Source organism: Halopiger thermotolerans (genome assembly GCF_054654555.1).
Genome location: NZ_BAAIEU010000004.1, coordinates 2,330,152 through 2,356,199, shown reverse-complemented (window position 1 = coordinate 2,356,199; position 26,048 = coordinate 2,330,152). Strand labels below are relative to the sequence as shown.

General features: G+C 68.2%; 25 protein-coding genes. 11 read left to right on the top strand and 14 right to left on the bottom strand.

The window, feature by feature from the left end; translation table 11 throughout:
- Window positions 1-26 precede the first annotated feature (26 nt).
- From ACYQ26_RS19425 to dapA, 3 genes are read right to left on the bottom strand one after another with little or no spacing between them, the layout of a single operon-like run.
- Window positions 27-863 (bottom strand): 2,3,4,5-tetrahydropyridine-2,6-dicarboxylate N-succinyltransferase, encoded by an 837-nt coding sequence (locus tag ACYQ26_RS19425; RefSeq protein WP_459810528.1) that lies wholly within the window; start codon window positions 861-863, stop codon window positions 27-29.
- Window positions 860-1,627 (bottom strand): 4-hydroxy-tetrahydrodipicolinate reductase, encoded by a 768-nt coding sequence (gene dapB / locus ACYQ26_RS19420; RefSeq protein ID WP_459810527.1) that lies wholly within the window; start codon window positions 1,625-1,627, stop codon window positions 860-862. Before dapB ends, ACYQ26_RS19425 begins: the two co-directional genes overlap by 4 nt.
- Window positions 1,624-2,559: a 4-hydroxy-tetrahydrodipicolinate synthase gene (gene dapA / locus ACYQ26_RS19415; RefSeq protein WP_459810526.1), complete on the bottom strand. Its 936-nt coding sequence runs from the start codon at window positions 2,557-2,559 to the stop codon at window positions 1,624-1,626. The genes dapB and dapA overlap by 4 nt, the downstream gene beginning before the upstream one ends.
- A gap of 409 nt (window positions 2,560-2,968) precedes the next feature.
- Between dapA and ACYQ26_RS19410 the strand changes: the two genes are divergently transcribed.
- Both ACYQ26_RS19410 and ACYQ26_RS19405 read left to right on the top strand, forming a co-directional pair.
- Complete coding sequence (locus ACYQ26_RS19410) at window positions 2,969-3,802, top strand: M48 family metallopeptidase (RefSeq protein ID WP_459810525.1); 834 nt, start codon at window positions 2,969-2,971, stop codon at window positions 3,800-3,802.
- A gap of 95 nt (window positions 3,803-3,897) precedes the next feature.
- Window positions 3,898-4,395: a LabA-like NYN domain-containing protein gene (locus ACYQ26_RS19405; RefSeq protein ID WP_459810524.1), complete on the top strand. Its 498-nt coding sequence runs from the start codon at window positions 3,898-3,900 to the stop codon at window positions 4,393-4,395.
- A 126-nt stretch (window positions 4,396-4,521) separates the two neighbouring features.
- Here the strand turns inward: ACYQ26_RS19405 and ACYQ26_RS19400 are convergent, their stop codons facing one another.
- Window positions 4,522-4,686: a hypothetical protein gene (locus ACYQ26_RS19400; protein WP_459810523.1), complete on the bottom strand. Its 165-nt coding sequence runs from the start codon at window positions 4,684-4,686 to the stop codon at window positions 4,522-4,524.
- A gap of 204 nt (window positions 4,687-4,890) precedes the next feature.
- On the opposite strand from ACYQ26_RS19400, the gene ACYQ26_RS19395 reads away from it, so the two are divergent.
- The 4 genes from ACYQ26_RS19395 to ACYQ26_RS19380 all read left to right on the top strand — a co-directional run bounded on the left by ACYQ26_RS19395 (window position 4,891) and on the right by ACYQ26_RS19380 (window position 7,236).
- Window positions 4,891-5,382 (top strand): PUA domain-containing protein, encoded by a 492-nt coding sequence (locus ACYQ26_RS19395; RefSeq protein WP_459810522.1) that lies wholly within the window; start codon window positions 4,891-4,893, stop codon window positions 5,380-5,382.
- 252 nt (window positions 5,383-5,634) lie between these two features.
- Complete coding sequence (locus ACYQ26_RS19390; protein WP_459810521.1) at window positions 5,635-5,958, top strand: hypothetical protein; 324 nt, start codon at window positions 5,635-5,637, stop codon at window positions 5,956-5,958.
- Between the two features lie 76 nt (window positions 5,959-6,034).
- A complete protein-coding gene (locus ACYQ26_RS19385) occupies window positions 6,035-6,421 on the top strand; it encodes a nascent polypeptide-associated complex protein (protein ID WP_459810520.1) in 387 nt (128 codons plus the stop codon).
- An 8-nt stretch (window positions 6,422-6,429) separates the two neighbouring features.
- The gene (locus tag ACYQ26_RS19380; RefSeq protein ID WP_459810519.1) at window positions 6,430-7,236 is read left to right on the top strand and encodes a methyltransferase domain-containing protein; all 807 of its coding nucleotides are present in this window, start codon (window positions 6,430-6,432) and stop codon (window positions 7,234-7,236) included.
- Between the two features lie 240 nt (window positions 7,237-7,476).
- Here ACYQ26_RS19380 and ACYQ26_RS19375 read toward each other — a convergent pair whose 3' ends face one another.
- Both ACYQ26_RS19375 and ACYQ26_RS19370 read right to left on the bottom strand, forming a co-directional pair.
- A complete protein-coding gene (locus tag ACYQ26_RS19375; protein ID WP_013881164.1) occupies window positions 7,477-7,785 on the bottom strand; it encodes a transcription factor S in 309 nt (102 codons plus the stop codon).
- 202 nt (window positions 7,786-7,987) lie between these two features.
- The gene (locus ACYQ26_RS19370; RefSeq protein ID WP_459810518.1) at window positions 7,988-8,254 is read right to left on the bottom strand and encodes a DUF5789 family protein; all 267 of its coding nucleotides are present in this window, start codon (window positions 8,252-8,254) and stop codon (window positions 7,988-7,990) included.
- Between the two features lie 145 nt (window positions 8,255-8,399).
- On the opposite strand from ACYQ26_RS19370, the gene ACYQ26_RS19365 reads away from it, so the two are divergent.
- The gene (locus tag ACYQ26_RS19365; RefSeq protein WP_459810517.1) at window positions 8,400-9,695 is read left to right on the top strand and encodes an MFS transporter; all 1,296 of its coding nucleotides are present in this window, start codon (window positions 8,400-8,402) and stop codon (window positions 9,693-9,695) included.
- Window positions 9,696-9,811: 116 nt separating this feature from the next.
- Window positions 9,812-10,321 carry a DUF5797 family protein gene (locus ACYQ26_RS19360; protein ID WP_459810516.1) on the top strand — a complete coding sequence of 170 codons (510 nt, stop codon included), beginning with the start codon at window positions 9,812-9,814 and terminating at the stop codon, window positions 10,319-10,321.
- Between the two features lie 120 nt (window positions 10,322-10,441).
- On the opposite strand, the gene ACYQ26_RS19355 is transcribed toward ACYQ26_RS19360, so the two are convergent.
- From ACYQ26_RS19355 to ACYQ26_RS19345, 3 genes are all read right to left on the bottom strand, one after another.
- The gene (locus ACYQ26_RS19355; RefSeq protein WP_459810515.1) at window positions 10,442-11,401 is read right to left on the bottom strand and encodes an alpha/beta fold hydrolase; all 960 of its coding nucleotides are present in this window, start codon (window positions 11,399-11,401) and stop codon (window positions 10,442-10,444) included.
- Window positions 11,402-11,472: 71 nt separating this feature from the next.
- Window positions 11,473-12,630: a methylmalonyl Co-A mutase-associated GTPase MeaB gene (meaB, locus tag ACYQ26_RS19350; protein WP_459810514.1), complete on the bottom strand. Its 1,158-nt coding sequence runs from the start codon at window positions 12,628-12,630 to the stop codon at window positions 11,473-11,475.
- Window positions 12,627-13,043, bottom strand: coding sequence for a cobalamin B12-binding domain-containing protein (locus ACYQ26_RS19345; RefSeq protein WP_459810513.1), 417 nt, complete (start codon window positions 13,041-13,043; stop codon window positions 12,627-12,629). The genes meaB and ACYQ26_RS19345 overlap by 4 nt, the downstream gene beginning before the upstream one ends.
- 278 nt (window positions 13,044-13,321) lie before the next feature.
- On the opposite strand from ACYQ26_RS19345, the gene ACYQ26_RS19340 reads away from it, so the two are divergent.
- The gene (locus tag ACYQ26_RS19340; protein WP_459810512.1) at window positions 13,322-13,993 is read left to right on the top strand and encodes an HD domain-containing protein; all 672 of its coding nucleotides are present in this window, start codon (window positions 13,322-13,324) and stop codon (window positions 13,991-13,993) included.
- Between the two features lie 165 nt (window positions 13,994-14,158).
- Here ACYQ26_RS19340 and ACYQ26_RS19335 read toward each other — a convergent pair whose 3' ends face one another.
- The 3 genes from ACYQ26_RS19335 to ACYQ26_RS19325 all read right to left on the bottom strand — a co-directional run bounded on the left by ACYQ26_RS19335 (window position 14,159) and on the right by ACYQ26_RS19325 (window position 16,840).
- Window positions 14,159-14,857 (bottom strand): LysE family translocator, encoded by a 699-nt coding sequence (locus ACYQ26_RS19335; protein WP_459810511.1) that lies wholly within the window; start codon window positions 14,855-14,857, stop codon window positions 14,159-14,161.
- Between the two features lie 80 nt (window positions 14,858-14,937).
- On the bottom strand, window positions 14,938-16,053 hold the full coding sequence (locus ACYQ26_RS19330) for an MFS transporter (RefSeq protein WP_459810767.1): 1,116 nt from the start codon (window positions 16,051-16,053) through the stop codon (window positions 14,938-14,940).
- 145 nt (window positions 16,054-16,198) lie between these two features.
- Window positions 16,199-16,840, bottom strand: a complete 642-nt coding sequence (locus ACYQ26_RS19325) for a class I SAM-dependent methyltransferase (protein WP_459810510.1) — start codon at window positions 16,838-16,840, stop codon at window positions 16,199-16,201.
- A 241-nt stretch (window positions 16,841-17,081) separates the two neighbouring features.
- Between ACYQ26_RS19325 and ACYQ26_RS19320 the strand changes: the two genes are divergently transcribed.
- Window positions 17,082-17,675 carry a TlpA family protein disulfide reductase gene (locus tag ACYQ26_RS19320; protein WP_459810509.1) on the top strand — a complete coding sequence of 198 codons (594 nt, stop codon included), beginning with the start codon at window positions 17,082-17,084 and terminating at the stop codon, window positions 17,673-17,675.
- Between the two features lie 31 nt (window positions 17,676-17,706).
- Here the strand turns inward: ACYQ26_RS19320 and ACYQ26_RS19315 are convergent, their stop codons facing one another.
- On the bottom strand, window positions 17,707-20,187 hold the full coding sequence (locus tag ACYQ26_RS19315) for a DNA topoisomerase I (RefSeq protein ID WP_459810508.1): 2,481 nt from the start codon (window positions 20,185-20,187) through the stop codon (window positions 17,707-17,709).
- Between the two features lie 250 nt (window positions 20,188-20,437).
- Window positions 20,438-24,265: a glycoside hydrolase family 97 N-terminal domain-containing protein gene (locus tag ACYQ26_RS19310; RefSeq protein WP_459810507.1), complete on the bottom strand. Its 3,828-nt coding sequence runs from the start codon at window positions 24,263-24,265 to the stop codon at window positions 20,438-20,440.
- Window positions 24,266-24,488: 223 nt separating this feature from the next.
- Between ACYQ26_RS19310 and ACYQ26_RS19305 the strand changes: the two genes are divergently transcribed.
- Window positions 24,489-25,994, top strand: a complete 1,506-nt coding sequence (locus tag ACYQ26_RS19305; RefSeq protein WP_459810766.1) for an MATE family efflux transporter — start codon at window positions 24,489-24,491, stop codon at window positions 25,992-25,994.
- Window positions 25,995-26,048 lie beyond the last annotated feature (54 nt).

Below are 26,048 nucleotides of genomic sequence, written 5' to 3'. Positions count from 1 at the left end.
GCGGTATATAGCGGTACGGACGTCCCTTACTCCCGCAGCGCGTCCTCGCGCTCGGTCGCCTCGAGCGTCTCCGTCTCGAGGTCCGTCGCGACGACGGCGGGCTTGTACGCGCCGCCGTCGAACAGGTCGTGGTCGCTGACCGAAGATTCGACGAAGCGGGTGAACGCGCGGCGGTCGGCGGGCAGTTCGCCGTAGAGGACCTCCTCCTCGACGAGGTCGTAGACCGGGATGCGCGGCGTCAGGAGCGTGTTCTCGCCGACGACGCTGTTCTCGCCGACGACGAAGCCCGAGGTAACGCGACAGCCCGCGCCGAGCGAGACGTTGTCCTCGATGATGACCGGCGCGTTCTCGACCGGCTCGAGAACGCCGCCGATGAGGGTGTTCGCGCCGAGCTTGACGTTCTCGCCGATCTGGGCGCACGATCCCACGGTGTCACAGGAGTCGACGAGCGTGCCGTCGCCGACGTGGGCGCCGATGTTGACGAAGCTCGGGCTCATCATGATGCAGTCCGAGCCGAGGTAGGCGCCCCGGCGGATTGTCGTCCCGTCGGGCGTGTTCCGGGTCCCGCGCTCGCCCAGATCCTCCGTTTCGCGCAGCGGCAGGACGTCGTAGTGGTCGACGCCGCCGTAGTCATAGGCCTGGTTCTCGCGGAGGCCGAAGTTCAGCAGGATGCCCTGCTTGACCCACTCGTTGGCCTCCCACTCGCCGTTGCGCTTCTCGGCGGCGCGGATCTCGCCGGCTTCGAGGGCCTCGAGGAAGGCCTCGAGCGTCGCCAGTTCGTCCTCGCCGGCCGACTCCGCGTCGACCTCGCCGTTCTGTTTGCGGTCCCACAGCTCGCCGATTTCGCTCTCGAGTGCGCTCATGCGTCGATCACGTCTGCAAAGTCGTACCACCCTGCCTTCTGTCCAGCGATCCATTGTGCCGCATCGACCGCGCCGGCGGCGAAGACGCCCCGATCCTCCGCGCGGTGGGTCAGGCGAACCTCCTCGTGGTTGCCGGCGATGACGATCTCATGTTCGCCCGTGATGTCGCCCGCGCGGAGGACGTGAACGCCGATTTCTCCCTCCTCGCGGGGATCGAATCCCTCACGGCCGTGCTTTCGCTCCGCGAAGTCGCCGTGGGCCTCGATCTCCTCGAGTAGGCGGTTCGCCGTCCCGCTCGGGGCGTCGCGCTTGCCGTTGTGGTGGGTCTCGACGAGTTCGACGTCGTACCCCTCGAGGCTCCGGACGGCGTCGCCGACGACGTTGACGAGCGTCTGGACGCCGCGGGCGAAGTTCGGCGCGTGCAGCACCGGAATCTCGTCGCTGGCGGCCTGCAGTTCCTCCCGCTGGTCGTCGTCGAAGCCGGTCGTTCCGGTGACGAAGGGGACGCCGGCCTCGGCGCAGGCCTCGACGTACTCGAGGGCCGACTCGGGGCCGGTGAAGTCGACGACAGCGTCGGGCTCGCGGCCGGCGACGAGCGCGTCGAACTCGGCCGCGGGCTCGAGGTCGACGCCCGCGATGTCGTCGGTGTCGGGGTCACGGTTGACCGCGAAGGCGACCTCACAGTCCTCGCGCTCGGCGACGGCGTCGACCACCTCCTGGCCCATGCGGCCGGTCGCGCCGGTGACGCCGATCCGCGTCGTCATCGATCACCCTCCGCTCCCGCGTCGGCGACCTCCGTCGAGGTGTCCTCGAGGTCGGCGAGGACGGCCTCGAGATCGTCGCGGTACTCCTCGGAGAGGCGCGTGAGAGGAGCCCGCAGACGTGCAGGGCCGTAGCCGCGGATCTCCATGGCCTCCTTGACCGGGATGGGGTTGGTCTCGACGAACAGTTCGCGGAACAGCGGCCCGAGTTCGTGGTGGAGTTCTCGAGCGCGCGCGTAGTCGCCGTCGAGCGCCGCGCCGACCATCGCGCAGGTCCGCTCGGGCTCGATGTTGGCGGCGACGCTGATCGCGCCCGTCGCGCCGATCGACAGCATCGGCAGGGTGAGCGCGTCGTCGCCCGAGAGGACCGCGAAGTCCTCGTCGCGGGTTCGTTCGATGACCTCGCCGATCTGTCCCAGGTCGCCGCTGGCGGCCTTGTACCCCGTGATGTTCTCGTGGGAGGCGAGTTCGACGGCCGTGTCGGGTTCGATGTTCTGTCCCGTCCGCGAGGGGACGTTGTAGACGATCTGGGGCAGGTCGACGGCGTCGGCGATCGTCCGGTAGTGCTCGAGGAACCCGCGCTGCTCGGGCTTGTTGTAGTACGGTGAGATCAGGAGGAGGCCGTCAGCGCCCGCGTCGGCCGCGCGCTCGGACAGCTCCAGGGCCTCGCGCGTGTTGTTCGATCCCGTCCCCGCGATGACGGGCACGTCGTCGACGGCCTCGATGACGGCCTCGACGACGCGAACGTGTTCGTCGTGGGTCAGCGTCGCCGATTCGCCGGTGGAGCCGACGGGGACGAGCCCGTCGACGCCCGCGGCCTCAAGCCGCTGGGCGTCTTCTTGGAGCGTTTCGAAGTCGATGCGTTCGTCGTCGTCGAAGGGCGTGCACATCGCCGGGAAGACGCCCTCGAGGTCGAGTTGTGTGGGTGTGCTCATGGTGATCGCGGTAGTCGTTGTCTCGTGTGTCGGTCAGCGGTCGTGTAGTAGTTGTTGATCGATCGTGAACGCCGGCATCGCGTGGGAGCCGACGTCGATCGAACGCTCGATGCCTCGTGCCTCGATCGCGGTCGCACCCGGGACGAGCCGCCACACTCGCCTCGAGCGCACTCACGGGCGTTTGCGTTTCGAGCGTTTCGGAAAACGAGGAGCAGCGCCGCTCACGGCGCGACCGACGGCGGAGGCCGAGTGAGCGACGCGGCGCATACGCGATACACGACGCCGAACTAACTTATCCGTTGTGACTGTGCGCGGAATTCGCCGCTTCCTGGCCGCAAGTGACGGTAATCACCGCTATCATAGAAGATGCACGAACTTTATAGGTCCGAGTACTAACTATCCACCGCACATGAACAAAACCGGCTTGCAACTGCGGATGGCGGTGGTCGGGACGATCCTGTTCGGGCTGTACCTGGCCGCCGCGGTGTTCTTCTCGGCGCTGTTCGGCGTCTCGCTGCTGCCGATCCTGGTGGTCAGCATCGTCTTGCTGCCGGCGGGGCAGTACAAACTCGGCAAGTGGCTCGCGGTCAGAAGCACGGGTGCCGAGGACATGCCGGAGGAGGGTCAGTACCGGCATATCCACCAGATGACCGACTCTCTCTGCCGGGACATGAACCTCGAGAAGCCCCGGCTGATGGTCGCCGACATGGGCGTTCCCAACGCCTTCGCCACCGGCCGCAAGGGGGCCGGCATCGTCGTCGTCTCGAGCGAACTCATCCGGCTGCTCGACGAGGACGAACTCGAGGGCGTCGTCGCCCACGAACTCGCCCACCTCAAGAACCGCGACACGGTCATGATGGTGCTCGGGCAGTCGATCGCCACCGTCGTGAGCTACGCCGTGTTCTTCCTCGTGCAGGCGCTCGGCGACGACAATCCGGGCGGCTTCATCGTCGCGTGGATCGCCTCGAGCCTCGCGAACTTCCTCGTAATGTTGTTCGTCATGGCGATCTCGCGGTACCGCGAGTACGTCGCCGACGACACCGCCCGCCAGTACATCGGCAGCGGCGACCCGCTCGCACGCGCCCTCGAGAAGATCTCCGCGGGCGCCGAGGGTCGCGAGCCGAAAGTCGAGGACAGCGGCGTCAACGCCCTGTGTATCTTCAACGCCGACCGCAGCATGCTCCAGCAGCTCTTCTCGACGCACCCGCCGACGGAGAAGCGCATCGAGAAGCTCCGGAGCTAGCGAGCCGTCGTCGCTCCGTTTCGATCCGCTCGCGCGTCGCGTCGCACCGACGCTGATCGCCGCGATTTTTACGGATGGCCGCCCGAAGCTAGGTCGTGACCGAAATTCATCCCGGCCAGCGCGTCGCCGTTCTCGTCGACGCTCAGAACCTCTATCACACGGCACAGAGCCTCTATAGCCGCAACATCGACTACTCGTCGCTGCTCGAGAAGGCCGTTCAGGACCGCCAACTCACCCGCGCCATCGCCTACGTGATCCGCGCGGACGCGCCCGAGGAGGAGAGCTTCTTCGAGGCGCTGGTCGACATCGGCTTCGAGCCGAAGATCAAGGAGATCAAGACGTTCTCCGACGGCTCCAAGAAGGCCGACTGGGACGTCGGCATGAGCCTGGACGCCGTGACGCTCGCGAACCACGTCGACACGATCGTCCTCTGTACGGGCGACGGCGACTTCTCGCGGCTCTGCTCGCACCTGCGCCACGAGGGCGTCCGCGTCGAGGTGATGGCCTTCGAATCCTCGACCGCCGAGGAACTCATCGACGCGGCGGACTCCTTCCTCGATCTGGACGAGCGCCGCGAAACGTTCCTGCTCTGAGCGCCGGCCGACCGTCGCCTCGCAGCGTCGACGAGTCGCGGCGTGACCAACTCGAGATTGCGACGAAGAGAGGACGCTGAGCCGAATCGCCGCTGATCGCCCGGCGGATCGACGGATCGGGGTCGGTTACGCTTCCCGGGCGACGGTCATCACCATCGCGCCGGCGCTGGCGATCAGCGCCGCCGCCGGCAGTAGCGACGCGAGCGGCTGGTCGAGCGCGGCCGGCCCGACGAACGTCAGGCCGCTGATCGCGAGGAGCCCGAATCCCAGGCCGATCTGCGTCAGGTCCATCGGACTCGACTAGCCGCTCGCCGTATATAATCGTCATGATGTATCGCGGACCCACGTATCGCCCGCGGTAGACGCCGTTCGCACCGTCACACCCCCGAGCGGCGGTTTACCGACGTCGATCGTCATCGCCGATCGCGCCGACTGCGCCGACCCCGCCGACCCAGGTCGAAGGGCTTTCGACGGCCCGCGCCGAACGGCGACCCAATGAGCGAGGCAGCCGACGGGAACGCGGATCTGGCGACGCTTCGGACGATCGCGGACTACCAGTTCGGCGCGGGGGCGGGCGCGGCGCTCTTTCCGCCCGCCGAGGCCGAATCGCTGGACGTCACTCGAACCTCCTCGGGTCGACCGCGGCAGGTCCACGCCGACGCCGGCCGTATCGTCTCCTTCGGCACCGACGGCCGGTTCACGCTGGGCCTCGAGGGCGGCCGGCGGCTCGCCGCGGCGCTCGAGTACCCCGCCTACCGCGTGGTCGTCGACGACGAGAGCGAACCGTTCGTCCGCGAGGAGAAGAACGTCTTCGCGAAGTTCGTCCTCGAGGCGGGACCGGAAATTCGGCCGGGCGACGAGGTGCTGGTGGTCCACGAGCGGGGGGAGCTGCTCGCGGTCGGCCGGGCTGAGCTCGACGCCGAGGCCATCGGCGATTTCGATACCGGAATGGCGGTCAACGTTCGCGAGGGCGCGCCTGCGGAGTAGTACATCAGGGATCGTACGCCGGGCGGTCACCGCCGACCGTTGTCGTTGCGCGTCGCCGCTCCGCCGGCGCAGTCTCGATCTCGCTCGGCGATCGGTAGGCGCACTCACGATCTCGCTTTACCGACTCCGTCGGCGATCGGTATTTGCTGCCGCTGATTCTTCGCGGTAGACTTTATTACGAATTGACGAGAACGTTCCGCGTACGGAAATGTCAGACGCGAAAACTACCCTCCCTATCGTGACCCGGCAGCCGTGACTCGTGAGCCGACGACCGAGCAGCGTTCGCCCCGGCAGCGATTCCTCGAGGCCGGTCTCGAGTACGCCCATCGACTCGTCGACGTCCTCGCGTCCAGCGCGATCATCGGGGCCGCGGTGACGACGTCGGGGGCGGCCGTCGTCGGAATCGTCTACGCGGTCGGATTTCCCGCGTCGGACTGGTTTCGCACCGTGACCGTCACCGTCGCGACGCTTGCCGCCGGATTCCTGTTCGCGACCGCGGCGTCGGTCGCGGCGTATTACCTCCTCTACGCGCTTCGCGGCGAGCACAGCCACGGCGGGATTCTCGACGGGGAGTAGGGTTTCCGTCACCGCACGTGACGGCCCGGCGCGAAAGACCGCAGGGTAAAAGAGTGCCGACGCCGACGTGTCGGGTATGTTCGGAGGAGGCGGAGGCGGACTCAATCCGCGTAAAATGGAGCAGATGATGGAACAGATGGGCATCGACGTCGACGACATCGATGCCGAAGAAGTGATCATTCGGACCGACGAGTACGACCTCGTCTTCAGCGACCCCGAGGTCACGAAGATGGACGCTCGCGGCCAGGAAACCTACCAGGTCATCGGCTCGCCCGAGGAGGTCGAGTCCGGTGCGGCCGGCGGTGCTGCCGACGCCGGTGCCGACGAGGACACCGGCGCGTCGATCCCCGACGAGGACGTCGAACTCGTCGCCACCCGCGCCGGCGTCAGCGAGGACGACGCCCGCGCCGCCCTCGAGGAGAACGACGGCGACCTCGCCGCGGCGGTCGAGGACCTCGAGTAGCGGCTGCCGTGACCGACAACGACGCGACCGACGGGAGCGGAAGCGACGCCGACTCCGGCGCCGACACGGACGACGAAACCGGCCGCGTTCCCGTCCTGCTGGTCCGGGGCGACCGCGAGTACCTCGTCGAACCCGGCGCGGAGATGGGCACCGACCTCGGCGTCCTCGAGGTGCCCGAGGACGTCCGGCCCGGCGACACCCTCGAGACGCATCTGGGCGACGAGTTTCACGTCCGCCGACTGCGCGGGCCGGACCTGTTCCACCACTTCGAGCGCACCGGCGCGCCGATGGTCCCCCGCGACGTGGGGCTGGTGATCGGCGAGACGGGCATCGCCCGCGGCGACCGCGTGCTCGACGCCGGCACCGGCACGGGCGTGCTCGCGGCGTCGATGGCCCGCGCCGGCGCCGAGGTCGTCACCTACGAGCAGGACTCCGATTTCGCCGACGTCGCCCGCGAGAACATGGCGCTGGGCGGCGTCGACGACGCGGTCGACGTGCGGACGGGCGACCTTCTCGAGCACGTCGACGATCTCGAGCCCTCGGCGTTCGACGTCATCACGCTCGATACGGCGGACGCGGCGGACGTGGTCGCCCGCGCGCCGGACCTGCTGGTCGACGGCGGCTTCGTCGCCGTCTACAGCCCGTTCATCGAGTCGACGCGCGAAGTCAACGAGACGGCCCGCGAGGTCGGCCTCGCAAACGTTCGGACGCGGGAAACGATCCAGCGGGAGATGGAGTTCGACGACCGCGGCTCGAGGCCGTCGACGGCTCCCGTGGGTCACACGGGATATCTGACGTTTGCTCGGAACGAGTAGCAACCTTTTCTCTCTACAAACTCACGCTGGCCGAGAGCGGGCTTCGAGCATCGCGAGGAGCCCGCGACTCGGGGAAGGGCAGGCTACTGCACTATTACCGACCGTGAGCAGCCGAAGGCTGTGAGCGGGCCGACGACTGATGTGGAGTGACGCGAAGCGTCACGAAACGGAAAGAGGAGTGCTTTTCATCAAAGTTTTGCCGAGGGTGCGCCGCAGGCGCACCCGCAGCGCAAAAGTTTGTTAGTTGTCGTCCTCGCGCCACTTGTGCTCGCACTCGGTGCAGATGAAGAAGCGGGTCTCGGATTCGTCGGCCGAGCGGATCTGTTGCATGTACCAGTAGGCGCGGTCGTTGCCGCACTCGGGACAGTGGGCGTCGGTCTCGGGCAGGGAGGTTTCCTCGGAGGATTCGATGATCTCGCTGGCCTCCTGGCTGTCGGTGACGATATACTGGTCGGCGTCGCCCTTGGGTTCGGTGTAGCCGCAGCTGCCGCACTTCCAGAGGCCGTCGTCGGCTTTCATCATCGAACCGCATTCGTCGCAGAATTCCATCGTTGTCCGGGTTACGTGGGTCGACGGACTTAAGCGACCCGTTTGGGTGGTCCGCAGCGCTCGTCGTTCTCGTCTTACTCGCCTCGCTCCCGTCGCTCTCCGCGCCTCGTCGCTGTCGTCACCTTCGTCGCTCTCCTCGCTCGAGCGTCGGCTCAGACGAGGCGCGGATCGCCCGCGCGTGGCTGCGCATGGCTGCGCGCGCCTATCCTTCCCCTTCCGACTGGTACGGCTCGCCCACCGCTTCCCGCGGCAACACGTTGTGCAGTTCCGACTCGAGGTCGTCCATCGACTCGAACTCGTCGTCGCTACTCCGCGAGATGAGGTCGCCGAGGTTGCGCTCGCCGTCGGCGAGGACGAGCGTGACGTCGTCGTACTGCTGTGCCGCCTCGTCGCGCGTCACGGGGTACTCGAGGTTCTCGAGGACGGACTCGACGCGGCTCAGTTTCACGGAGTTGGTATCGCTTCCCATGCTCAGTGGTACGCCGGCCGCCCGCTTGTAACTCGTTGCTGGTGGTGACGACAGTCCCGATAGGCGATACGTTCGGATTCGGTTCCGGCTCAACTCGAGTTTCGATTCGAAACGATAATCCGACGCGACGTCGCAGTTCGTGGCGATGCGGCAGTTCGTCGGCTGGCTCCTCGCGCAGTTCGCCGTTGACCGGCGTGTGCTCGCGCTGGCCTTCGCTCGGATGGCCGACGGTATCGGCAACTCGTTTCTGATCATCGTCATCCCGCTGTACGTCTCGAGCGGCCTCGTGGGCGGGCCGACCTTCGGCCTCGCGGAGTCGATGATCATCGGGCTCATTCTCTCGCTCTTTGGCTTTCTCAACAGCAGTTTCCAGCCGTTGACGGGCCGGCTCTCGGATCGGTTCGGCCGGCGCAAGCCCTTCATCCTGATCGGACTCGCCGGGCTTGCAGTGACGAACCTCGCGTACGTCCTCGCGGAGACGTACGTCACGCTGGTGGTCATCCGCGGGCTGCAGGGGGTCAGCGTCTCCTTCATCATCCCCGCGTCGGTCGCGCTGGTCAACGAACTCGCGACGACCGGCGACCGCGGCGGGAACATGGGCGTCTACAACACCTTCCGGCTGATCGGCTTCGGCGCCGGCCCGGTCGCGGCCGGCGCGGTCGTCAACCTCGGTCCCTACACGCTGCCGGGTTGGGGGACCGTCGGCGGGTTCGACGCCGCCTTCGCGGTCGCGACGGTCACGGCCGCGATCGGCTTTCTGCTGGTGACCGTGCTCATCACCGATCCCGAGTCCACGCAGGCCAACGCGGGCGCGGACCTCTCGATCGACGTGTTCGACCGGTCGGGGTCGAACCTGCTCGATCCGATCTTCACGCTCGGCGTCGCGTCGCTGTTCATGGCCGCGGCGATCGCGCTGTTCGCGACGCTCCAGCCGCAGATCAACGCGCGCCTCGAGCAGGGCTCGACCTGGTTCGGACTGCAGTTCGCGGCGTTTATCGTCGCCCAGATCGTGCTCCAGACGCCGATCGGGCGGGCCTGCGACCGGTACGGGCGGCGGCCGTTCATCGTCGCCGGCATGCTGCTTCTGATCCCGTCGACGCTCGTCCAGGGGTTCATCCGCTCCTCCGAATTGATGTTCGCGGCGCGGCTGGTCCAGGGCGTCGCGGGCGCGATGGTGTTCGCGCCGTCGCTCGCGCTGGCGGGCGATCTCGCCCCGGAGGGCGAGTCGGGATCGAAGCTCTCCGTGCTGACGATGGCGTTCGGCTTCGGGATCGCCGTCGGCCCGTTCGCCTCGGGCGCGCTGGTCGGCTACGGCTTCGCGGTGCCCTTTATCTTCGGCACCGTCCTCGCGACGCTGGGCGCGATCCTGGTCGCCACGCAGGTCGAGGAGACCCTCGAGTCGACGGCCTCGGTGTCGCTGCCGTTCGTCGGGGGCGATTGACGCTCGGGGCTCGAGCGGTCCGCTCGACTCGAGGCGAAGACCGAGAGGCGACGGCGCGACCGCAACTGCGAGACGGGACGCAACGCAAAAGTAGCGGATCCGCATACGCTCGGACGATGACCCTTTCCGAGGAGGCCAGGGACCGGTTGGCCGACGTGGTGGAGCTACAGCCGACGAAAAATTCCGAACTGCAGGAGCGGTGGGGGATGGAAAGCGGCAGCGAGGTCCACCAGTACCTCGAGAACGAACTGGGCGACTACTACTTCCGGGACGACAACAGCCTGATCCGCGCGACCGCGGAGGCGGCCGACCTCGTTGACGTCGAGCCGGGGATCGAGAGCGACCCCGAGTCTGAGGGCGCGCCCTCGCGCATTCGAGTACCGGAGCTTCAGGCGCAGATCGTGCAAGTGCTCGCCGGCCCCGACGAGGAATCGGAGAGCGTCGTCTCGGTGCTGCACAAGCTCCGCGACGAGTTCGACGTCGATCCGGACGCCGAGGACGTCCGCTCGGGCCTCCAGAGTCTGCGGCGCAAGGACGTCGTCGAGGTCGAGTACCGCACCGTCCCCACGTTCCGGCTGGCCGTCGACCGCGACGACCTCGAGGTCGATATCTCGGATTCGGACTGACCGGTCGCGAATCCGTCCGCGAGGGCCTCGAGTCTCCCCTCACGGAGTTCGGTTCTACCGTCGATTCCGCTTTCTCGCCGTTTCCGCTTCGACCGCCGCTACTCGTCGAAATTTCCGTCTCTACCCGCTCTCGGCGCCAGCGTGTAACAGCTCCGCGGTCAGGTACTCGACGAACTTGTCCGGGTGTTCGGCGTGGGGCAGTTGCGTCGCGTAATCGATGACGACGAGGTCGGTGTCCGCGGCCTCGGCCAGATCGCGCCCGTCCCGCAGCGGGACGAGTTCGGCGTCGCGACCCCAGACGAGCGTGGTCGGCGTCTCGAGGGCCGCGAGTTCGGTCTTGAGGTCGAACTCGGAGTCGGTGTCGGGATCGAGCATGCCGGCGGCGAACGACGCGGGTGCGTACCGCGCGCCGGGTTGGTGGGCGCTGTCCCAGGCGTATCTGACTTCTTCGTCGTCGATGCGGTCGCTGTCGTAGTAGCCGTCCCGGTCGTAGAAGTACCGGATCGACGGTTTGGACGCCAGCAGGTTGTAGAGCGTCGTACCGACGACCGGCGTTCGGAGCAGCGTCCGCAGCCACGGCCGTTCGTCGGCCGTCTCGTCGGTCGGACAGATGAGCACGAGGTGCTCGAACTCGCTTTCCTCCTCGCCGGCGGCGTCGACGGCTAACGCGGCGGTCAGCGAGGAGGCGACGACGATCGGCTCGTCGGTGACGTCGGCCGCGAAGTCCCGGACGAACTCGCTGTAGAGGGTCGGCGAGTAGAGCAGCGGCGGCCGCTCCGAGCGGCCGAAGCCGGGGAGATCGACCGCGATCACGTGGTAGTCCTCGGCCAGTTGCTCGAAGACCGGCGCGAACTCGTTGCTCGTCGCGCCGGTGTAGATCCCGTGCAGTAAGAGCATGTCCGGGTCGTTCGGGTCGCCGGCGACGGTGTAGGTCGTCTCGATCCCGCGCCACCGATAGGTTCGCTCGACGCCGACTAACGGATTCTCGAGGTCGCCGGCGCGTCTCGTCAGGAGGCGGTTGCCGAGGACGGCTCCGCCGACGGTTCCGAGCGCCGCTCCGAGGACTGTGCGGGCTTTCATGGGCGGTCGTACGACGGCATCGTCCTTAGGCGTGCGGTCGGCATGCGTCGCCCGCGACTCGCGCGGCGCCGCTAGCCGTTCTCGCCGCCGTCGCGGCCGTCTCGATTCCTGTCTTCGAGCGCGCCCTCGAGCTCGAGATCGGTCTCGAGTTCCCCGACGCAGGCCTCGACCGGCCCGAGCAGTTCGTCGACGATCGAGTAGGGGTCGGTCTCGCCCCGACGGACGGCTTCGGCGAGGTCGCCGACGCCGCCGGCGCGCTCGAGTTCGGCCTCGAGCAGGGCGTGGACGTCCTCGCGGAGGTGGGTGCGGATCTCCTCGGCGTAGCGCTGGCGAGTGTTGTCGGCGAGGGTGCCGGAGTCGACGAGGTACGCACGGTGGGCGGCGAGTTCGTCGACGAACGCCTCGACGCCGTCGCCGGTGGTGGCGACGGTTTCGACGATCGGCGGGCGCCAGTTCTCGTCGGCGTCGTCCTCGCCGTCTCCCCCGTGCTCGGTTCCCGCGCCGACGCCGTGGTGGCCGGCGCCCGCGCCGGGAGCGCCGCCGTCCTCGCCGAGGTTGATCATCTCGCGCAGTTCTTGGACGGTCCGGTCGGCGCCGTCGCGGTCGGCCTTGTTGACGACGAAGATATCGGCGATCTCGAGGATGCCGGCCTTCAGCGTCTGGACGTCGTCGCCCGAGCCCGGCGGGACGAGCACGGCGACGGTGTCGGCGGTGCGGACGATGTCGATCTCGTTCTGTCCGGCGCCGACGGTCTCGATGATGATCTTGTCCTTGCCGAAGGCGTCCATCGCCTTGACGGCGTCCGCGGTGGCGGTCGACAGTCCCCCGAGCGTGCCGCGGGCGCTCATCGAGCGCACGAAGACGTCCATGTCGCCGACGGTGGAGGCCATCCGGATGCGGTCGCCCAGCACCGCGCCGCCGGAGAACGGCGAGGACGGGTCGATCGCGATGATGCCGACCGTCTCGCCCCGGTCGCGGTAGGTTTCGGCCAGTTTGTCGACCAGCGTCGATTTGCCGGCTCCGGGGCTGCCCGTGATTCCGACGACGTCGGCGTCGCCCGTGTGGGCGTACAGTTCCGAGACCAGTTCGCGGTAGCCCGCCGACCGGTCCTCGATCTTCGAGATGACCCGCGCCAGCGCGCGGTGTTTCCCCGCGAGGAGGTCCTCGAGCAGCGCCCGGTCGTCGTCACTGAGCGACTGCGTCGGGCGATCGGACTCGTCACCGCTCATCGGCGGGGCGCGTTCTCGCGGACGAACTCGACGGTCTCCTCGATCGACGTGCCGGGGCCGAAGATGGCCGCGACGCCCTCCTCCTTGAGCTCGGGGCGGTCCTCCTCGGGGATCACGCCGCCGACGAGGACGAGGGTGTCGTCCTTGGCGCCGTACTCCTCGAGCCCGTCCATGACCTTCGGGACGAGCGTGTCGTGGGCGCCCGACAGGATCGAGATGCCGAGAACGTCGACGTCCTCCTGCACCGCAGCCTGCACGATCTCCTCCGGCGACTTGTGGAGCCCGGAGTAGATGACTTCGAAGCCGGCGTCCCGAAACGCCCGCGATACGACGTGTGCGCCCCGATCGTGGCCGTCGAGGCCGACCTTGGCGACGAGACACCGGATCGATTCCCCTTCCTGTTGGCTGCTCATACGCTCCCTTCCTCGTCCGCCGGTTTGACTTTAACGGACGTTACTGAACATTTCGCCGGCAGAACCCGCCGTCTCGAGACGGGGTGGGCGATCGTTCAGCGCCACTTTGGTCGCCGCGGCGCGACCGATAGCTCGGCAGGGGACCTCTCAGCGCCGGTTATTCTCCGATTCCCGCGACTCTCGCCGAGGCGATAACTCGAACGAACCAAAGGCTAAAGAGCGAAACTACCGAACATTCTGTCAATGACTATCGTTCGTCTATTGCGGAGGGATCTCTCGTGGGCGTCGAAATAAAAGAAACCAGAGTCACCGACGCCGAGTTCGAGGCGATGAAGGAGTTCGTCTTCGAGTATCTTTCGGCCAGCGTCGAGAAGGAAGAGGAGGGCGGCCGCATGCGCTGGTACCCGTGGCACTCCGCGGAGTACCGGTTCAACCACATCCTCAACGTGGTCGACCTCTCCGCGGAGATCGCGGAGGGCGAGGGGGCCGACGTCGACGTCACCCGCGTCGCCGCCCTCTTTCACGACGTGGCCAAACTCGAGACCGATCAGGAACTCCACGCCGAGGCCGGCGCGCGCGTCGCCCGTGAGTACTTAGAGTCCCGCGTCGACTACCCTGAATCGTTCATCACGCAGGTGTGTCGCGCGATCGAACACCACTCCTACCAGGGCGATCTGAACGACGTGGCCCTGGAGACGCAGTGTCTCATCGAGGCCGACATGCTCGACAAGGTCGGCGCGAACGGCACCGCCCTCATGCTGTTGCGGATGGGCTACGAGGCCCGCACGCACATGGACTGCGACGAGATGGTCGAGCGCGTTCTGGAACGGGGGTACGACGCGGCCTCGCGGGTTCAGAGCGACACCGCGGAAGGCATCGCCCACCAGCGGCTCAAGCGCGTCAAGTGGTTCAGCGAGTGGATCGAAGACGAGATCGCGGCGATGGGGTAGCCGAAGGCGGACGGCGAACTGCGCCTCGCGTTCGGCGCTCGATCGGCGATTCGACCGCAGGGCTCTCGACGGGCCGCGGCGACGCCGCGGCCGAGGAGTCGGTACTGGCGGATCGCTCGCACTGATTTTTCGATCGGTTGACCCTCGATCGAGTACCGTCCCGACTCACAGGACGCTCATCGCGCCCACGCCCAGAAAGAGCAGGCCGAAGCCGACGAGGACGGCCGCGCTGCCGGCGGCGACCGCCGGCGCGAGCGCGTCGACGCGCTTCCCCGCCGAGGACAGCGCCGCCGGGTAGGTGACGATCCAGACCGCGATGCCGCCGAAAAAACCCACCAGCAGCGCCGGCGACCCGGTCTGGACGATCAGCGCGCCGGCGAGTCGGTCGCCGACGGCCGGGACGTGCGCGAAGACGTCGAGGGTGCCGGTCTCGAGGAGGCCGACGCCGACGGTGAGCCAGAAGCCGATCTGGTAGGGATTGGTCAGCGAGAGGACGAACGTTTTGCGAAAGCCCTTGACGTTCGCCGCCGCGGCGTCGACGACCCCCTCGCCGCCGTCGGTAAAGGACGCGGTCTCGCGCGCCTCCTCGATCGCGCCGACGGCGAAGTACAGCATGAGCAGGCCGCCGGCGAGGTAGAGGGCGGGTCGAACAAACGGATAGCGGTCGATCACGGCGACGACGCCGGCCAGCGTCAGGACGAAGAAGATGACGTCCGCGAGCATCGCCCCCAGGCCGGCCCAGAAGCCCGCCGCCCAGCCGCGGAGGACGCTCTCCTCGGCGATGATTGCGTTCATCGGTCCCGGCGGCGCCGCCAGCGCCAGGCCGAAGACGACGCCGGCGAGTGCTGTCGTTGCGATCGACACGTGTTCTCGCCTTCGAATCGGCGCCGTACCGTGAAAAACACAGCGAAGCGATCGCGTCCCGCTCGAGCGGCCGTCGGCTCTCACCGAATCCGCGTGCCGGTCACGACCAGCCCGAAGGCCCCGAGGACGACGACGAGCGTCAACAGGATCGCGACGGTGTAGCTGCCCGTGTACGCGACGGTCGCCGTCCCGAGCGGCGGCATCGCGAGCGCGCCGATGCCGGCGGCGACGTTGAACACCCCGATGACCGCCGTGTCCTTCTCGGGATCGTAGATCTCCATCAGCAGCGGAATGTACAGTGTCGCGGAGCCGCCGAGTCCCAGCCCGACGAAGAAGACGCCGAGCGCGAGCATCGCGACCTGCGGGACGACCAGCAGGCCGACCCCGAGGGCCGCACAGGCCAGCGAGGCGAGAAAGGCTCGTCTCGAGCCCACGAGATCGCCGACGTAACCGCCGCCGATTCTGGAGATGATGCTGACGCCGCCGATGAGGCCGAACGCGGTCGAGGCGGCCGCGTCGGTCAGCCCGCGTGCGGCGAAGAAGTCGACCGCGTAGGCCGCAAGCAGCTGGTACCACGCGAACGCGAGGCTCATCCCGACGAACAGTAGCTGGAACGTCCGCGTGCCGGCGAGCTGGCGGACCCACGCGAGTAGTTCGCCGAGCGACGCCGCCGACTGCTCGGCCCACGCCGGCCGCCGGCAGACGACGCCCGCGACGGCGAACGCGACCGCCGTGACCGCCATGATGTAGAGAAAGCCTCGGCGAACGCCGAACGTCGAAATCGAAAGCTGCCAGATCGGCGGGAGGACGGTCAGTCCCAGCCCGTTGCCGACGAAGATCAGCCCCGTCGCGGCGCCGCGGCGCTCGTCGAACCACCGCGGGACGATCGACGCGGTCAGGACGAAGACGGTCCCCAGCGCGATCCCGAGCACCGCGAAGACGATCATGAGGGCCGGGTAGGAGTCCACGACGTACAGCGACGGCGCGAGCACCGCCGACGCCGCCGCACACGTAAGGAGGACGGCTCGAGCGGAGATCTGGGCGGAGAGGACTCCGACGAGCCCGGAACCGATGAAGAAGGTAAACAGCATGACCGAGAAGACCGTCGACATCGCGACCGTCGAGACGGCGAACGTCTCGGCGAACGGCTCGCGGAAGATGCCGTAGGACAGCGGCGTGCCGAAGGTAAACACCATCGCGACCGCGCCGACGACGGCGACGATCCAACTGCGGCGACTATCCGGGCGCTCTCGAGGCGACGTCACGGACGAGGGTAGCCGACCGGCCGGCGAAAGGGTTCGGATTCGAGTGCGGTTTACCGCTTGTCGGCTGCCTTCGAGGTTAGGCGGGATCGGGGTCTTCCGACTCGAGGCGCGGATACGACTGTGTGCCGCCGCTCGAGTTGCGCGCGACGATCGTCGCGACCGCGGCGGTGCCGTCGGTGACGGTGCGCCGACGTTCCTCGTAGGACAGCACGGTCAGGTCCAGACACGCCCGCAGGAGATCGTTCGATCGGTAGCGATACCGGTCGCCGGAGGGACCGACGTCGATCGGGTCGCTCGAGCGGAGGTGGTGCTCGTAGACCAGCACGCCGCCGGGCGCGAGGGCCTCCTTGATGTCGGGAAGGTGCTCGAGAGCGGCGAAGAAGCCGATCGTAATCACGTCGTACGCTTCCCGCTCGAACTCGTACTCGGCGAGATCGGCGCGGATCCAGTCGATCCGGTCGTTTATGCCCCGCTCGTCGGCTCGCCGGCGTGCGCGCTCGAGGGCCTCGTCCGAGACGTCGACCGCGTCGACGTCGTACCCCTCGGCGGCGAGGAAGACGGCGTTGCGCCCGGTGCCGGTCGCGACGTCGAGCGCGCGGCCGTCCGGCAGCGTCTCGAGGCGTCGCTCGAGGGCCGGAATCGGATCGCTGGGGAGTTCGAAGTCGGCGTCGCTGTGCTTCTCGTTCCACCGCTCGCGGTCGTCTCGATCGTCGGTCACGGTTGCAGGGACGGTCGGGCCGGTCTTGTAGGTTGGACTCGTCGCGGCGTTCCGAACCCGATCGGACCGATCCGGCAGGGCCTGCTCCCGCCGCCCGTGGTTATTTTTCGCTGGTCGTGGACGGCGGTCCTATGATCGGTCGGTTCGCTCGTCCCGCTCGTCCGCTCGAGGTCCGCAGGGGGACTCGAGGCGTTTGTTGGGGCTGTGCAGCGCCAGCGATAGCGCCGGTGGTGGTCGCCCCGTGAAACGCCGCGAGGCCATCGCCGGCGTCGCGAGCGTCGGCGTCCTCGGCGGCAGCGCCGCGGTCTTGCGGAACGGGCTGCCGTTCGGAAACGACGAGCCGTCGCCGGCGGCGACGGCGGAGCAGGAGGGAGGCGGCGACGACGGCGGTATCGACCCCATCGAGGTCGAGGTTCTCGAGGACGAGCGCCCGGGCGGCGACGCGCCCGACGCGCTTTCGGTCCCGAACGACGGCGTCACGCTCGCGATGATCTTCTCGCCGGTCTGTAGCCGCTGCCGGGCGCTACTGCCCGAACTCGCGGCGGCGCGCGAAACACTTCGCGCGGACTACGGCGACGCGCTGACCGTCCTCTCGGCCACGTCCCAGGGGACGCCCGACCAGCTTCGCGACTGGTGGGCCGAAAACGACGGGCAGTGGGTCCTCGGATACGACCCGGACCGGCGACTCGGCGAACGGTACGACGTCGTCGGCCACCCGACGCTGCTGGCGATCGACGACGCCGGAACGCTGCAGTGGGACAACCGCGGCCAGCTCGAGGCCGCACGGATTGTCGAGCGGGTCGCGCCGGTGCTCGAGGCGCACGCGGACCGATAACTGAGAGAGAACGAGAAACGCGGGCTCGCAATCAGGCCTCGGCCTGCCAGTTGCGGATCCGGTCGGCGCTGACGCCGTCGACGTCCTCCGCGACGGCGTCCGGGTCGGCCTCGGTCAGGTCGTCGATGCTCTCGATGCCTGCATCGGCGAGCTTCTCGACCGTCTTCGCGCCGAGACCGTCTAACGCCTCGAGGTCGGAGCCTGAGTCGCTCTCGCGGGCCTGGAACTCCTGGTAGTTGCAGATCGGACAGCCCAGCTCCCAGGGGTCGTCGCCGCTGTGGACGACGAGTTCGGGGAGGTCGTGTTCCTCGCAGCGCTCGTCGGTGACCTCGATCTCGCCGCGCCGCGGGAGCGGCAGCGAGTACTCGCAGTCGGGGTAGCGAGTGCAGCCGACGAGCCGCGAGCCGCTCTGGAGCGTTTTGATCGCGAGTTCGCCGTCGTGCTCCTCGCCGCAGTCGGGACACTCGCCGAGGATCGGCCCTTCGCCTGCCTCCTCGGACTTACAGAGCGGGCAGCCGTGGACGAACGTCTGCCGGCCCGCGAGCATCTTGACCTCGTTCAGACCGTGCTCCTCGCACTCGCTCTCTAAGATGAGCGGCTTGCCCGTCGAGGGCAGCGGCAGGGTGTACTCGCAGTCGGGGTAGCCGTCGCAGCCGATGAAGTACGAGCCGTGGCGGCTGTTGCGCACCAGCAGGTCCTCGCCGCAGTCGGGGCAGGGGCCGAGCCGTTTGTCGTCCTTGAGCGACTTCCGGAGGTGGTCGCCGATCTCCTCCCGGGAGTCCGCGAGGTTCTCGAAGATCTCCTCGAGCATCTCCCGCGATTCGTCGGTGACGTCCTCGAGGCCCGCTTCGCCGGAGGCGATGGCGTCCATGTCCTGCTCGAGCTGGGCGGTCATCTCCTCGCTGACGACCCGGTCGGCGTAGTTCTCGGCGGCCTCGACGACAGCCATCGCGAGCTTCGTGGGCCGGGGCGGGTCGCTCTCGATGTAGCCCCGGTCGTAGAGCTTCTGGATGGTCTCGTGGCGGGTCGACTTCGTCCCGATGCCCATGTCCTCCATGGTCTCGATGAGCCGAGACTGGCCGTACCGGCGGGGCGGTTGGGTCTCTTTCTCCTCGAGTTCGACGTCGGAGAGCGCGAGCTGTTCGCCCTCCTCGACGTCGGGGACGTAGTTCTCCGTGGTGGAGAAATACGGGTAGACGTCGTGGTAGCCGGGCTCGACGAGGCGCTTGCCGTTCGCCTTCAGGCGGTAGTCCTCGACCTCGCTGACGACCTTGAGGTGCTCCCAGACCGCGGCGTCGGCGACGGTCGCGTAGAACCGGCGGACGACCAGTTCGAAGATCTCCCACTCGTCGTCGGAGACGTCGCCCCGCGAGGGAATCTCGCCGGTCGGGTGGATCGGCGGGTGGTCGGTCGTCTCCTCGTCGCCCTCGGTGGGGGCGATTTCGTCGGCCTCGAGCAGGTCCTCGGCGGACTCGCCCAGCGTCGGGTGGCCGACGAAGTTGTCGAGCAGCTCCTCGGGGTCGAGGTCGTCGGGGTAGACGGTGTTGTCCGTCCGCGGGTACGTGATGTAGCCGGCGGTGTAGAGGTCCTCGGCGATCGACATCGCGCGCTTGGCGGAGTAGCCCAGCGCGCCGGCCGCGCGGATGAACTGGGTGGTGTTAAAGGGCGTCGGCGGCGCGTCGGTCCGCGTGCGGCGGTTGACGTCGACGACGGTGGCCGCGTCGCGCTGCGAGAGGGTGTCGTAGACCTCCTGCGCGGTCGACTCCTCCCAGACGCGCTCGGCCTCGTTGTCGTCCTCGTCGCGGTAGAAGTACTGGGATTCGAAGGTGGTGTCGTCCTTCGCGAGGTCCGCGAACAGCTCCCAGTAGTCCTCGGGATCGAACGCCTGGATCTCGCGCTCGCGGTCGACGATCAGCTTCAGCGTCGGCGACTGGACCCGACCGACCGAAATGAAGTCGTCGCCCAGCTGGCCCGCCGACAGCGAGAGGAAGCGGGTCAGCGCGGCGCCCCACACGAGGTCGATGATCTGGCGCGCCTCGCCCGCGGCCGCCAGATCGAAGTCCAGATCGTCCGGGTTATCGAAGGCCTCCTGCACCTCGTTCTCCGTGATCGAGGAGAACCGTACCCGACGGATGGGGACGTCCTCGTTGACGTCGCGGACGATCTCGTAGGCCTCCTTGCCGATGAGTTCGCCCTCGCGGTCGTAGTCGGTCGCAATCGTCACGCTGGTCGCCTTGCGCGCGAAGATGCGCAGGGTCGCGACGATGTTCTCCTTCGTCGCCGTCTTCTCGACGTCGGCGTCGATCAGTTCGACGGGCTCGACGTCGCGCCAGTCGGAGTACTCGTCGGGGAAGTCGACGCCGACGACGTGGCCCGACAGCCCGACGCAGCGCTTGCCGCCCCACTCGTAGACGTTGACGCCGTTCTCGCGGCTCGAGTCGTACGTGCCGCCCGAAAGGATGTCGGCGATCCGTCGCGCGGCGTTGTCCTTCTCGGTGATGATCAGTTCCACGGCGGATCACCCCCGAAACCGTTGCCGTAGCCGCCTCCGGCCTCAGTGACGGTCCCCTGCCGGAGCCGGTAGTCCGGCGAACGCGTGTCGTTCATCGTCGCCGGGTACGACTGAAGATCGGATAACCCTTTCGCCGAAAACCGACCGACAGCGCGGGTGTGCGTGCGTTACGCGCGCTCGAGCGTCGCGCGGCGCGCGTGCGTGAGAAGGCCCGATGGCCACCCGCTCGCAACGCCCGGTGACGCCCCGCTCACAGCGGTGTGAACGGCAGCATCGCCAGGGAGTCGGCGTCGTACTCGAGCGCCTCGGACTGGTCGACGTCGGGCGTCAAGAGGTCGATTATCCGTGGCGCGTTCTCGACCGCACCTTCCTTCGCGCCGCCGAAGACGTAGCCGCCAGCGTCGACCTCGACCGATCGGAACGAGCCGAAGTTCTCGGAGCCGACCACGGGGACGAATTCGACGTCGTCGGTCTCGAGGTCGAGGTTCAGGTCATCCTTGTCGACCGACAGAATGACCGTGTTCTCCTCGAAATCGGCGACGGTCTCCACCGATCCGAGTTCGGTTCCGTCGGCGTCGACGAGTCCCGCTTCGAAGCCGCTCGCGGCGATCCGGTACTGCCACGCAGCGTCGAACCCGGCGGTGATCTCGAGGTCGCCGAGTTCGGTCGTCCGGCCGTCGTCGGCCGACGGGTCGCGGAGGTAGACGGCGAAGTAGTGGGGCGAGAACGTGCCGCCGTAGACGTCGTAGAGGTCGCCAACCTCGAGGGCGAACAGGTACTCGGTATCGGACTCGTAGACGGCGACCGACCGCAGGTCGAACGCGCCGTCCCGGAAGTCGCTCGCCGTCGGGTAGGTGTACGAGCCGGGGCCGTGGTCGTCGCCCTTCGGATCGACGAATTCGGCCACGAGGTCGCCGGGCGCGACGGTGACCGTCTCCGACGCGAGGACGCTGCCGTCCTCGGGGTCGCGCAGGACGACGTCGTAGGTGCCGATCGACGTGATCGCGTACCCCAGTTGCACCGTTTCGTCGGTCGCGCCGGGCGGGAGTCGGACGTTGTCGACGGTCTCACGCTCGCCGTCGACCTCGATCGCGACGGTCGTCCCGCCGACGAACTCGCCGTCGTTCGAGCCGGTGGCGGTGATGAACGGCTCGCCGAGGCCGGCCTCGGCGCCGATGCTGAAGCGCACGTCCTGTTCGGGGCGCTCGTAGGTGGGGAGGTCCTTCCGTTCCCTGCCCTTCGCGGGGCGGATCCGAACTGCCGTGCCGCCGCCGCGGGCCATCGAGGCCAGCAGCGTCGTGCTCGGATCGACGACGGCCTCGTCGATCCGGACGGGTTCGGGATCGGCCTCGTAGTCGGCGCCGACCTCGTCGGAGTAGATTTCGGCGACGTACTTCGGTCCCCGCGGTCCGTTTCCGTTGCCCTTCCCCTCGGAATTGCCCGGCGCGAGGAACGAAAGCGGCACGTCGACCGCGCGCCCGCCGTCGTCGGTCATCGCGCCGACGTACCACTCCTCGCCCTTGCGGCGAGCGACGACGGTGTAGTCGCCGATCTCGGCGTCGACGACCCGCGTCTCGTCCCAACCGGCCGCCGGGACGGCCTCGAGGAAGTCGAACTCGGGCTTCGAGTCGAAGTTCTCGTTTGCGGGTTCGTACCCCTCGTACTCGGCCGGTACCGGCGACGGTTCGCTGGGTTCGCTGACGCCGATCGTGTTGAGGTTGAAGCCGCCGACGTCGCCCTCGAACTGCTCGCCCGAGTCGTCGTAGTGCAGTTCGATCGCGATCTCGTTGTCGCCGTCCTCGAGTTCGATCTCGGTCGTGAACACCTCCCACTGGTCCCAGTAGTCGGTGAACGCGGGGGTGATCGTCCGCGTCGAGTCGTTGACTCGCAGGGTCGCTTGGGGCGCACCGGCGTCGATGACTCGCTGGGCGTTGTCCTCCGGTGCGGCCGCGTACCGGAGGTGGAGTTCGTACGTGCCTGCGTCGGCGTCTTCGACCGTAAATGAGACCGAGGAGCCCGACGGGACGCGGTTGGGATCGACCGCGACGTAGTTCGTGCCGAAGGCGTTGCGCCACTCGTCTACCGTGACGAAGCCGTCGATATCGCCCGAGGCGGCCTGCAGACATTCGCCGACCGTGAGAGTCTCGTCGACGTAGGCCTCGATGCGGTCGGCGGCCATCTGCATGCCGCTCAGGTAGGTGGGGTACATCGCGAGCTGTTTCGCCCGCGTGGTCTGGATCTGTCCGCCCCTGTCGTCGGTGAAGGTGACGTCGAAGATGCCCGGCTGGAAGCTGACCGGACCGGCCAGGTTCCGCGTGAACGGCAGCGTCACGTGGTGGTCCGGGGAGATATTCGAGCTCAGCTGCCCGAAGCCGTCGTACTCCTGGGCCTTGACGACCTCGCGGTTGGCCACGTTGGGGTAGGTGCGGATCTCGCCGGTCGGCTTGATCCCCTCGTGGATCTCGAGCAGCTGGCGGTTCGCCGCCGCGTTCTCGATCACTAGCCGGTGGTGGTTGACCGCCAGCTGGTTGTGCTGGTTGTGCGTCGGCTCGGAGCCGTCGCCGTCGATGCCCAGCCCCGCGTCGGAGACGTAGCCGTTCTTGATCGACCGAATCCCGACGTCCTCGTACTGTTCGAAGATGTCGTCCTCGAGGATCTGTTCCTCGTAGTGGGGGAGGGCGCCGGCGGTCTCGTTGTGGATCGTCATCTCTACGTCTTCCTCGAGCGACCGGCCGAAGTCGGTGACCTCGCGGACGTCGAAGTCGGGGTAGGAGTCGTCGACGCCGAACTGGAGGCCGGTGCCGTCGCCGGGGTAGGTGTCCCAGCCCTGGTTCCACCCCTCGACGAGGACGCTGTCGATCCCGTTCTCGGCGGCGAAGGCCATGTACCGCTTCATCCGCTCGGTGCGAGCGCCGTGGATGTACGATGCGGGATTGTCGCCGTCGGCCCGAATCTCGTCGTCGCTCTTGTACTCCCAGTTCGCGGAGCCGGCGATCATCGTCCACCAGATGCCGACGTACTTGCGAGGTTCGATCCAGTCCGTGTCGGGTTCGCCGCCGACGGTCGGCAGGGCCGATTCCTCGAGGCCGGCACTCAACAGCGGGATCAACTGGGACTCGATCAGGTCGCCCGGCCGCCGACCGATCTGTACCGTCCGCCAGGGGGTCGCGTTCGGCAGCTCGAGCGAGGCCTTCGTCCCGTCGGGCAGCGGCGTCAGTTCGGTGGCGAACTCGGTCCCGCCATCGTCCGAGCGGGGCGCGAGGGTCGCAGCCGCGTAGTCCTCGAGGTCGGCCTCGTGGACGCTGAGGTAGGCGTCGCCGTCGCCCGCTTCGACGGTCAGCGGCGTGTGCGCGCCGGTTCGCATCGGCGTCCCCGTCGGCCGCGTCTCCCTCGTCCCGCCGGGGATCTCGCTCAGCGGGGTCTCCTCGTACTCCTGCTCGAACCGGGGGTTGGTGACCTCGTTGCGGATCCACCACGCGGTGTAGTCGTCCGCGAAGGCGAAGGCGGTGTTCTCCGACGTGATGACCGCCTTTTCGGCGTTGCTCGCGAAGCTCTCGTCGAAGACGACCCGGAAGCCGAGCCCGTCGTCGAAGACCCGGAGCTCGAGGTTGGCCGTCCGTCCCGGCCCCTCCGTTTCCTCGAGGCCGACGACGAGCGCGTTGTAGTCGGCAGTGACCTCGTTGTAGGCGCCCCAAACGGGGTCCCACTCCTCCGTTTCCGATCGGCGCTCGGTGCCGGTGACCTCGAGGGCCGGGCCGCTGCTTCCGTCCCCGGCCGCCCCGAACGACGGCTGATTCCGGAAGTCGAAGCCCAGCGGCGAGGGCTCGAGGTAGGTCCTCCCGTCGACCGCGACCGCGTAGGTCGGCGTCCCGCTCGAGACGTCGACGGTGACCGAAATCGACCCGTCGGGGGAGCGCACTCGCTGGACGGCGCCGTCGTCGCCGTCGGTGACCTGCGCCGCGACCTCGTCGGGTACCGTCTGCGCGTACGCCGCCGCGGCGACCAGCGACGCCGCGCCGCCGAGGAAGCGCCGTCTGCTCTGCCCGTTTGACAGGTGTCGTAATTTTTCCTCAAACATCTCCGTCAGTGGCTGCTACGTTATTCACTATAAAATTAATTATAATCTTAGTTACTAACTCGGCGCTCGGCGGACGAGTCCGTCGGTCGCCCCGCCGAGCGGCCGATCGGCCGAGGCCTTTTCACTCGAGCGAGCGAGACACGGACGTGAACGCGTGACGGGGAGGGATTCGGAGCCGGCGGACGCGGACGGGACCGCGAGCCCCGAGCGCAAGCGCGTCGACATGACGACGGGCGCGATCCCGCCGAAACTCCTGCAGCTGGCGTGGCCGCTCGTCCTCGGTAACCTCCTCCAGACGGTCTACAACCTCGCGGACATGTTCTGGGTCGGACGCGTCGGCAGCGACGCCGTCGCCGCCGTCTCGCTGATGTTCCCGCTCTCCTGGCTGTTCGTCTCGACGGCGATGGGGATCACCGCCGCCGCGGTCGCGCTGGTCTCGCAGTACGTCGGCGCCGGTGACGACCGGACGGCCGACAGGGTCGTCGCGCAGACGATTCTGCTCGCGGTCGCGGTCTCCGGCGTCCTCGCGGTCGTCGGCTTCGTCGTCAGGCGGCCCCTACTGTGGCTCATGGGCGCCCGCGGAGCGGTGTTCGACGCGGCGCTCGCCTACATCGAGGTGATCTTCCTCGCGCTCCCGCTGACCTTCCTCTTTTTCGCCTTCCGCGCCTCGCTGCAGGGCGCCGGCGACACGAAGACGGCGATGTGGCTCGTCCTCGTCTCGGCCGGGATCAACGTCGTCATCGACCCGTTCTTCGTGCTCGGCTGGGGACCGCTGCCGGCGATGGGAACGCGCGGCGCCGCGATCGCGACCTTCGTCTCGCGGGCGATCGCCGCCGCGGCGGGCGTCGCGGTCCTGCTCGACGGCCGCTTCGGGGTTCGGCTCCACCCGCCGGACCTCCGCCCGGACCTCGAGATCCAGAAGCAGTTGATCGACGTCGGCTATCCGTCGACGATCGACGGCTGGGCCCGCAGCTTCGCGTCGGTCGCGATGGCGGGGTTCGTCGCGCGCTTCGGCGCCGCGCCGACCGCGGCCTACGGGATCGGCGTCCGGCTGATGTCGGTGACTTGGGCCGTGGCGGGCGCGGTCGGCAACGCCGCGGCGACCGGCGTGGGACAGAACCTCGGCGCGGACGCCGCGGACCGGGCCGCGGGGGTCGCGCGGACGGCGACCGCGGGGACGATGCTGCTGATCTTCGCCGTCGCGGCCGTCCTCGTCGCGTTTCCGGCGCAGGCGATCCGGATCTTCGTCGCCGACCCCGACGTGATCGCCGAGGGCGTCGTCTTCCTGCGGATCACGGCCCCCTTCTGGCCGCTGTTCGCCGGCGTGATGGTCGTCCAGGGGGCGTTCCGCGGCGCCGGCAACACTCGGGAGGCGATGATCCTCTCTTTTCTCTCGCGGTGGGTGTTTCGGGTTCCCGTCGCCGTCACCCTCGCGTTCGCCTGGACGGTGACGATCCCCGGCGTCGGCACCGTCGGCGGCCTCGGCTGGGGCGTCGCGGGGATCTGGTGGGCGTTCTCGTTCGGGATGGGCCTCTCCTTCCTCGTCGCCGTCGCCTGGTTCCGGCTGGGGACGTGGCGCGAGGGAATCGTCGAGGAGCGCGGGTCCAGAGCGGACTCGACGGCCGGTGCCGATCTCGAGACGGGCGAGGGAGATCCGGACGGACGCGACCGCGACCGGACGTCGCCCGACTCGAGCGACGGCGCCGAAACCGACGCTGTCGACGACTGACCCGCTGCCGGGTATCGCGAGCGACGCCGCCTCGAGCCGGTCGTCCGACCTCGA